Annotated in this window: 7 protein-coding genes; 4 read left to right on the top strand and 3 right to left on the bottom strand. The window is 34.8% G+C overall.

Features of this window, described 5'->3' with window-relative positions:
• From Q0929_RS08345 to Q0929_RS08330, 4 genes are all read left to right on the top strand, one after another.
• Positions 1 to 1132 (top strand): IS200/IS605 family accessory protein TnpB-related protein (locus Q0929_RS08345; RefSeq protein ID WP_299239749.1); only part of this gene is annotated, 1132 nt, incomplete at its 5' end.
• Between the two features lie 58 nt (positions 1133 to 1190).
• Positions 1191 to 2042: an ATP-dependent Clp protease proteolytic subunit gene (locus tag Q0929_RS08340; protein ID WP_299239746.1), complete on the top strand. Its 852-nt coding sequence runs from the start codon at positions 1191 to 1193 to the stop codon at positions 2040 to 2042.
• Positions 2039 to 2683 carry a DUF502 domain-containing protein gene (locus Q0929_RS08335; RefSeq protein WP_299239744.1) on the top strand — a complete coding sequence of 215 codons (645 nt, stop codon included), beginning with the start codon at positions 2039 to 2041 and terminating at the stop codon, positions 2681 to 2683. The genes Q0929_RS08340 and Q0929_RS08335 overlap by 4 nt, the downstream gene beginning before the upstream one ends.
• Positions 2673 to 4148 carry a menaquinone biosynthesis decarboxylase gene (locus Q0929_RS08330; RefSeq protein WP_299239741.1) on the top strand — a complete coding sequence of 492 codons (1476 nt, stop codon included), beginning with the start codon at positions 2673 to 2675 and terminating at the stop codon, positions 4146 to 4148. The genes Q0929_RS08335 and Q0929_RS08330 overlap by 11 nt, the downstream gene beginning before the upstream one ends.
• A gap of 349 nt (positions 4149 to 4497) precedes the next feature.
• Here Q0929_RS08330 and Q0929_RS08325 read toward each other — a convergent pair whose 3' ends face one another.
• From Q0929_RS08325 to ilvD, 3 genes are read right to left on the bottom strand one after another with little or no spacing between them, the layout of a single operon-like run.
• On the bottom strand, positions 4498 to 4929 hold the full coding sequence (locus Q0929_RS08325) for a hypothetical protein (protein WP_299239739.1): 432 nt from the start codon (positions 4927 to 4929) through the stop codon (positions 4498 to 4500).
• On the bottom strand, positions 4926 to 6041 hold the full coding sequence (gene metK / locus Q0929_RS08320; RefSeq protein ID WP_299239736.1) for a methionine adenosyltransferase: 1116 nt from the start codon (positions 6039 to 6041) through the stop codon (positions 4926 to 4928). Before metK ends, Q0929_RS08325 begins: the two co-directional genes overlap by 4 nt.
• Before the next feature lie 10 nt (positions 6042 to 6051).
• Positions 6052 to 7725, bottom strand: a complete 1674-nt coding sequence (ilvD, locus tag Q0929_RS08315; RefSeq protein ID WP_299239733.1) for a dihydroxy-acid dehydratase — start codon at positions 7723 to 7725, stop codon at positions 6052 to 6054.
• Between the last annotated feature and the right edge of the window lie 479 nt (positions 7726 to 8204).

Below are 8204 nucleotides of genomic sequence, written 5' to 3'. Positions count from 1 at the left end.
TGACAAATGGATAGATTTTATGTTTATGCTGGAAAATGCATACAAATACGAAGAATGGTTTCCATATTCAGTCAGACTAAAAGTAAAAAACGGCAATGTATATGCTTTTATATCTATTGAAGAAAAACTACCACCTATAAAAATCAAAAAAGACAACGGAATAATAGGCATAGACGTAAACGCATATCCATTTCATTTAGCATTAGCTTTTGCAAGTAAAGATGGAAATTTAGAAAAGTATAAAAGTATTAGTTTAAACGAATTATTAGAAGCAAACTCAGAAAAAAGACAGTACTTAGAATGGCAAATAGCACATAGGATAATAGAGATAGCAAAGGAAGAGAAAAAAGCAATATCTATTGAAAACTTAAACAAACTACCAAAAGGAAAAAGAGGAGATGGGTTTGCAAAATTAAGAAGAAGAGTGCAAAAATGGAGTTATAAAAGATTATTAGAAAAAATAGAAGTTTTAGCAACAAGAAATGGAATAGAATTAGTAAAAGTCAATCCTGCATATACATCAGTAATTGGAAAATTAAAATATGCACCACAATACAACATAGACAAAGACATAGCAGGAGCTTACGTAATAGCAAGAAGAGGATTGGGATTTAAAGAGAAACTGCCAAAGAATTACAAAGAGCTGTTAAACGATACCGACTTTCTATCATACACTATAGCAAAAATTGAAGATAATATCGCAGAATTAAAACAAAAGTTAAAAGAAGAAAACAATGAATACAAGAGAAACAAACTAAAAAGCAAATTAACAAAACTTAGAAAAAACCTAAAAACATTACAAAAACACTTAGAAAGTGGAAAGAGTGAGTCAGCTACCCAACAAACTGTCAACCAACGGAAGGAGCAGGTGAGGGGTCTGCCTGCAGGTAGACATAAAAGCTGGCAAGTTCTTTCCATAGCTTTAGCCTTCTGCTGTCTTGAAAGATCATACAGAGATCTTTCTCCTTTAAAGCGTGTAATCGTTTCAAAGGATTGGATAGCAGTGGCTAACAGGTTAGCTCCTGCATGCTTGGCGGCAGGGACTATGACACTTCCAAAATACCGCCTGTCAGGGTCGGAAGTGTCTGAAATGGCGGAATACAAATACCCTGACCCAAACTGTGCAAGCTGATACACTTTTTTACACTTTTATACAGTTTTGTACAGTTTGGTTGACCAGGTAAAAAATAATGAATGAACCAGGTTATTTTTTCATAGGACAGTTATTTTGGTTAATTTTCCTATTCTTGTTTATATTCCCTATAATTCAAGCCCAGATGCTTCAGTGGAGTAGAGAGAGAATATTAAAAGCTATAGAAGAAAAATATGGCTCTAAGGTAATCACATTAATCCATAGACAAGAGACAAGGTCGTTGTTTGGATTTTTTATGATGAGAATGATAACCATAGAAGATTCAGAGGCTGTTTTAAGGGCAATTAGAATGACTCCAAAAGATAAGCCTATAGATTTTATAATACACACTCCCGGCGGGATAGCTTTGGCTGCAACACAGATAGCAAGAGCTTTAGTAGCACATCCAGCAAAAGTAAGGGTAATCGTACCACACTATGCAATGTCTGGCGGGACGTTAATAGCATTAGCTGCAGATGAGATAGTCATGGACCCATTTGCAGTTTTAGGACCTGTTGATCCACAGCTTGGAATGGAACCGGCAGCATCCTTAGTAAAGATAGAACAGTTGAAAGAACCAAAAGATATAGATGATCAAACGCTTGTTAAAATTGACATGAGTAAAAAAGCTTTAAAACAGATGAAAGACACAGTTAAAGAAATTCTTATAAAAAAAGGGCATAGTGAAGAAAAGGCTGAATTGATAGCAGATGAATTATCCCAAGGAAAATGGACGCATGATTATCCACTTACCTACGATTATCTAAAATCCTTGGGACTAAACGTAAGTACCGAAATGCCGGAAGAAGTTTATGCTTTGATGGATTTATATCCTCAACCGACAGGAATTCCTGCTGTCCAATATTTACCAGAACCACCGGTAAAAAGACCAGAGGCGATTAAAAAATGAAAGTAAATTTAAAAAACACGTTTATTACAGGACTTTTTGTTTTAATACCTATAATAGTTACATTTTGGGTTGTAAAGACCGTTTTATCAGCGGTAAACAATCTAATACTTCCTTACATTGAAGAGCTTGGTGTTCCGGTTCCTCATATTCCCGGTCTTGGGATATTAGTAACTTTAAGCATCATCTTTCTTCTTGGACTTTTAGCTCAAAATTATTTTGGCAAGAGATTATTGGAGTACTGGGATAAATTCATTTCAAAAATTCCTGTAGTGAGCTCTATTTACAATGCAACAAAACAAACGATGGAAACATTATTCTCAAAGAAAGAAAATTTCTCAAAGGTTGCTCTTGTTAGGTATCCACATAAAGACACCTTTGCGATAGGCTTTGTGGCCAATGAGTTAAAAATATGTAATGAACATTATTACATTGTTTTTATACCGGCAGCAATAAACCCAACTTCTGGGTTTGCCATAATGGTAAAAAAAGAAGACCTTATTCTTACAGATTTAACCGTTGAAGAGGCAACAAGAACTATACTTTCTGGTGGATTAGTTATTAAAAAGCAGATAAAATTATTGGAAAATCAAAAAACAGAAGAAGTGAAAGTTATAGAAAACGGAGAAAAAAATGCCTTATGAAGACTTAAGGGAATTTATATCAGACCTTGAAAAAAATGGAGAGTTAATTAGAGTAAAAAGTAAAGTTAGTCCGATTCTTGAAATAACTGAGCTTGCAGATAGAATGTCAAAACTTCCAAAGGGTGGAAAGGCTTTACTTTTTGAAAATGTTGAAGGATATGAAAACATCCCGGTTTTAATCAATGCCTTTGGAAGTGAAAAGCGTATGAAAATGGCACTGGGCGTTGAAAATTTTGAAAGCATCGGCTGGAAATTGTATAAAATCTTAAAACCAGAAATTCCTAACACATTTTTAGACAAGATAAAAAAGCTGCCAGAATTGAAAAAATTAAACGATGCTTTACCTGTTGTTGTTAAAGATGGAAGATGTAAAGAAGTAATCAAAAAAGGTCAAGATGTAAACATCTTTGATTTTCCGGTTTTAAAATGCTGGCCAAAAGATGGTGGAAGATTTATAACACTTCCAATGGTCATTTCAAAAGACCCGGAAAATGGAATAAGAAATGTAGGAATGTACAGAATACAGCTTATAGATAAGGACAAAGTAACAGTTCATTGGCAGATCCATAAAGGTGGTTCTCATCATTTTTGGAAGGCTAAAAGGCTTGGTGTTAAAATTCCTGTTGCCATAGTGGTAGGTGCAGACCCTGTTCTTACTTACTGTGCATCCGCTCCGCTGCCTGAAGATGTAGATGAATTTTTATTTGCCGGTATTATCAGAGATAAAGGTGTTAAGCTTGTAAAATGTGAAACGGTTGATTTAGAAGTTCCGGCAGATGCAGAAATCGTGATAGAAGGATACATAGACCCAAGCGAGCCATTAGTCGATGAAGGACCATTTGGAGACCATACAGGATTTTACACTCCTGTTGATAAATATCCATTAATGCATATAACATGTATAACCCATAGGAAAAATCCTATTTATCAAACAACGGTCGTAGGAAAGCCGCCAATGGAAGATGGCTGGCTTGGAAAAGCAACAGAAAGAATATTTTTGCCTCTCGTTCAGTTTAATTTGCCAGAAATTGTAGATTACAATTTACCAATCTCTGGATGTTTTCATAACTTTGCTTTCGTATCTATAAAAAAACGTTATCCCGGACATGCATTTAAAGTCATTAACGCACTTTGGGGTCTTGGTCAGTTAATGTTTGAAAAGCATATAATAGTTTTTGATGAATGGGTAAATGTTCAGGATATTGATGAAGTTTTATGGATTTGGGGTAATAATGTAGACCCTTCAAGGGATGTAATCATTCAAAAAGGCGTAACAGATGTTCTTGACCATTCTACAAACCTACCGGGCTTTGGTGGAAAAATGGGAATAGATGCAACTACTAAATGGAAAGAGGAAGGCTACACAAGAAATTGGCCAGAAGTTGCAAGAATGGATGAAGAAGTAAAGAAAAAGGTTTTACCGGTTTGGTACGAGATATTGCAAAAGATGAAAGGTGAAGGGTGAGAATGTTCTAAAAATTTTGCAAGTTGTAGAATTGCAAATAACGCCATTATTTATTTTCATTGTCATACTAACTACGCAAGTTCTTTAAAAGAATAAAAACAAAAAACTCTTGTTTACAACTATAAATAAAAGACTGTTCCAAAAATCCGTACTGTCATTCTGCAGCCGGCGAAGAATCTCATATTTTTCTTTTCAAGACAAAAATCAAAAAAGAGATCTTTTAGCCTTCGACCTCAGGATGACAAGGAAAGTTAAATTTACAAAAATTTTAAAATAACCTCGCTATAAACAATAATAATCAAACAAAATAATCTATAAAATCACAAATCTTATTTTTTAGCAGTACTCTTTAAATTTCAATAATAGGAATAAGTTTATCGTTCATAATTTGAACCATCTTATCAAACAATTCTCTTGCAGTTTTTCCATCTTCTGGATAAGAAACTACTCCTTCTACAAAATTTATCTCTGTAATCTTTCTTAATCTTTCTATCAATGCGTTGATTTGTTTTTTATCTGTTTCTGGTAAAAATAAAAAGATAAAATCTTCATCAACAGGTGAAATTACGTCTGCACTTCTTAAATTTTCTCTAAGTCTAAAGACTATATCAATATCTTTTGGCTTTTTTTCTTTCAATAGATTTGTAATAGCCGGAAAATATAAAAAGGCTATAGAAAATTGTGATGATTTTTTATATCTATTAATTCTTTCAATCTCTATTTCTACCAATGCTTTGAAAACTTCAAAATCATAGAATTTTAATTCTTTTTCTTTGCTCATAGAATATCCCCCACTATCTTTTTAAAAGTATCTCCTACTTCTTCCCATGTATACTCATCTGAATCAATTCCAAAATGTCCTTCTATAGAGCATCTTCTATATTTAGGCTTTCTTAAATCTAACATTTCTATTATATCATTAACAGAAATTTTGTAAAGATTTTTTACAATTTTTTCATCTTTAAAATTTGAAACGTTAACAACGATTGGATGTTCCATGCCTATTGCAAAAACCATCTCTACTTTGCATTGTTCAGCTAATCCGTTCGCCACAATGTTTTTAGCTATATATCTTGCAAAGTAGGAAGCAGACCTGTCTACTTTTGTCGGGTCTTTACCGGAAAAGGCACTTCCGCCATTAGGGCATGCTGTTCCATAGGCATCTGCAGATATTTTTCTTCCAGTTAATCCTGTATCTGCCATAGGTCCACCTATTATAAACTTCCCAAGTGGGTTAATGATAATATTAGTCTTATCGTCAATATAATTACTATACTTTAACTTTTTTATAACTTCTTCCATAATCACTTCTTTTATTTCTCTTTCTGTTATATATGGCTCATGCTGGACCATAACTGCTATGCTGTTTACTCTTTTAGGTTTTCCGTTTTCATATTCAACAGACACAATAGCTTTACCATCCGGTCTTAAAAATGGGACTATATTTTCTTTTCTTAATGTATTTATTCTTTTTGTTATTTCATTGGCAATGTTGGATGCAATTGGCATAAAGTTTTCTGTTTCGTTGGTAGCATATCCTACAACTATACAGCTATCCCCGGCTTTATCTGAGGGAAGTCCAAGGGATAACTCTGGACTTTGATCGTTTATGGTTGTAATTACTCCTGCCGTGTATCCGTCAAATCCATACTCTGGTTTAGTGTAGCCTATCTCTATCAATGTATTCCTTACGATGGTTGGTATATCGGCATATGCATCTGTTGAAATTTCTCCTGCAACATGTACAAGCCCCATGGTTACTAACACTTCTATTGATGCTCTTGTATATGGGTCTTTTGATATAAGGTCATCTAATATGGCATCTGCTATTATGTCTGCTATCTTATCAGGATGTCCAAGACATACGCTTTCTGCACTTTGAATGGTTTTCATCTACCGCTCCTTAACTGCATTCATCGCTTAAAATTGCACCTTTGTTTGCCGATGTGACAAATTTAGAGTATCTTCTTAGCCATGGACTTTGTATTTCTTTTTTCTTTGGTTTAAACTCTTTCATTCTTCTTTCAAACTCTTCCTCAGATATCAAAAGCTCAATTTTTCTATTTGGTATATCTATTAAAATTTCGTCTCCGTCTTGAACAATTCCAATAGGACCACCTGCTGCAGCTTCTGGAGAAACATGCCCTACACAAGCTCCTCTTGTAGCCCCTGAAAATCTTCCATCTGTGATTAATGAGACTTTATCTCCAAGCCCCATTCCCATGATTGTTGAAGTAGGAGCCAGCATCTCTCTCATTCCCGGCCCACCTTTTGGACCTTCGTATCTAATCACAACAACGTTTCCCTCCTTTACCTTTCCGTTTGTAATACCTTCTATTGCCTCTTCTTCACTATCAAATACTACAGCTGTTCCTCTGTGGACTAAAATTTTTGGGTCTACTGCAGCAGCCTTTACAACTGCTCCATCCGGTGCAAGATTTCCAAATAGTACTGCAAGACCACCCGTTTCACTATACGGATTTTCTATAGGTCTTATTACATTTGTGTCTTTTATTTCTGCATCTTTTATTGCTTCTCCAATAGTCTTCATTAAAACCGTTGGTCTGTCTAAATGTAGTAAATTCTTTTTAGAAAGCTCTTTTAAGATTGCATAAATTCCGCCAGCTCTATCTAAGTCTTCCATATGATACTGTGAAGCCGGAGCTAATTTACAAAGAGTTGGTGTTTTTCGTGAAATTTCATCTATTTTTTTCATCGGAAATTCTATTTCAGCTTCGTGTGCAATGGCAAGTAGGTGTAAAACAGTATTTGATGAGCCGCCCATTGCAATATCAAGAGTAAATGCATTTTCAATAGTTTCTTGATTAACTATATCTCTAAATTTTAATCCAGCTTTAACAAGCTCTACTATTTGTCTTCCTGCTTGTTTTGCTAATTCTTTTCTTCTTGGGTCTATAGCAAGAATTGAACCATTTCCGGGTAGTGCTATACCAAGTGCTTCTGCAAGACAGTTCATAGAGTTTGCAGTAAACATTCCAGAACAAGAACCACATGTAGGACAAGCATGAGTTTCTATGTCTATCAATTGTTTTTCATCTATCAATCCTTTTTTTATTCCACCAACAGCCTCAAAAACCGTAGCAAGGTCTATGGGTTTTCCATCTGATGTATGACCTGCTGCCATAGGTCCACCGCTTACAAGGATTGTAGGAATATTAACCCTTGCAGCAGCCATTAGCATTCCAGGTACGATTTTATCACAGTTTGGTATTAATACCAATCCATCTAATTTATGTGCTTGAACTACCGTTTCTACGCTATCAGCTATCAGCTCTCTACTTGGTAATGAATAAAACATTCCAGAGTGTCCCATTGCTATTCCATCATCAACACCGATCACGTTAAACTCAAATGGAACTCCTCCTGCTTCTCTGATGGCTTCTTTAACAATTTTTGCAAATTCTTGCAGGTGAACGTGTCCGGGTATTATATCTATGTAAGAGTTAGCAACCCCGATAAATGGTTTTCCAAAATCTTCTTCTTTAAGTCCACAAGCTCTAAGTAAGCTTCTGTGTGGTGCTCTTTCTATCCCTTTTTTAATCTCATCGCTTCTCATGAAAAACTCCATATTTCGTATTTTTATGTTAAATTTTAGCATAAATTCAATTTAGCGGTGATGTTTATCGTAAGAGTTTCCGGGAGTTAAAATAATGTTGTGTCTAATAAAATTATAAGGAGGAATAATAATACGTCGGGTGAGAAATTCAATAAAAATATGAGATTCTTCGCTTCGCTCAGAATGACGAATAAGGTTAGATTATCCTTCTTTTAACACTTATTAATCAACCTTTTCCTTGTCATCCTGAGGCCGTAAGGCCGAAGGATCTCATTTTTAAATTTTATAAAAACCGCTAATTTCTCACCCAAGGTATGTTGTGTCTAATAAAATTATAAGGAGGAATAATAATTTGCTGGATGAAACCATACATCATAAACCATACCATCTTCATCACAAACCACCATAACCAAAAGTCCATAGTAAATACTTTCATCTTCTACCTCTTTTTTCAAATGCTCGCTGTATATTTTCCTCTT

It is taken from the genome of Sulfurihydrogenibium sp. (assembly GCF_028276765.1).
In the GTDB taxonomy this organism is placed as follows: Bacteria; Aquificota; Aquificia; order Aquificales; family Hydrogenothermaceae; genus Sulfurihydrogenibium.
Note: the sequence above shows the minus strand (reverse complement) of the source record. Positions and strands in the feature narration are given on the sequence as shown.

Coding starts and splice junctions, on each gene's coding strand:
- Q0929_RS08340 (WP_299239746.1), top strand. CDS start 1,191: ATGAATGAACCAGGTTATTTTTTCATAGGACAGTTATTTTGGTTAATT.
- Q0929_RS08335 (WP_299239744.1), top strand. CDS start 2,039: ATGAAAGTAAATTTAAAAAACACGTTTATTACAGGACTTTTTGTTTTA.
- metK (WP_299239736.1), bottom strand. CDS start 6,041: ATGAAAACCATTCAAAGTGCAGAAAGCGTATGTCTTGGACATCCTGAT.
- Q0929_RS08330 (WP_299239741.1), top strand. CDS start 2,673: ATGCCTTATGAAGACTTAAGGGAATTTATATCAGACCTTGAAAAAAAT.
- Q0929_RS08325 (WP_299239739.1), bottom strand. CDS start 4,929: ATGAGCAAAGAAAAAGAATTAAAATTCTATGATTTTGAAGTTTTCAAA.
- ilvD (WP_299239733.1), bottom strand. CDS start 7,725: ATGAGAAGCGATGAGATTAAAAAAGGGATAGAAAGAGCACCACACAGA.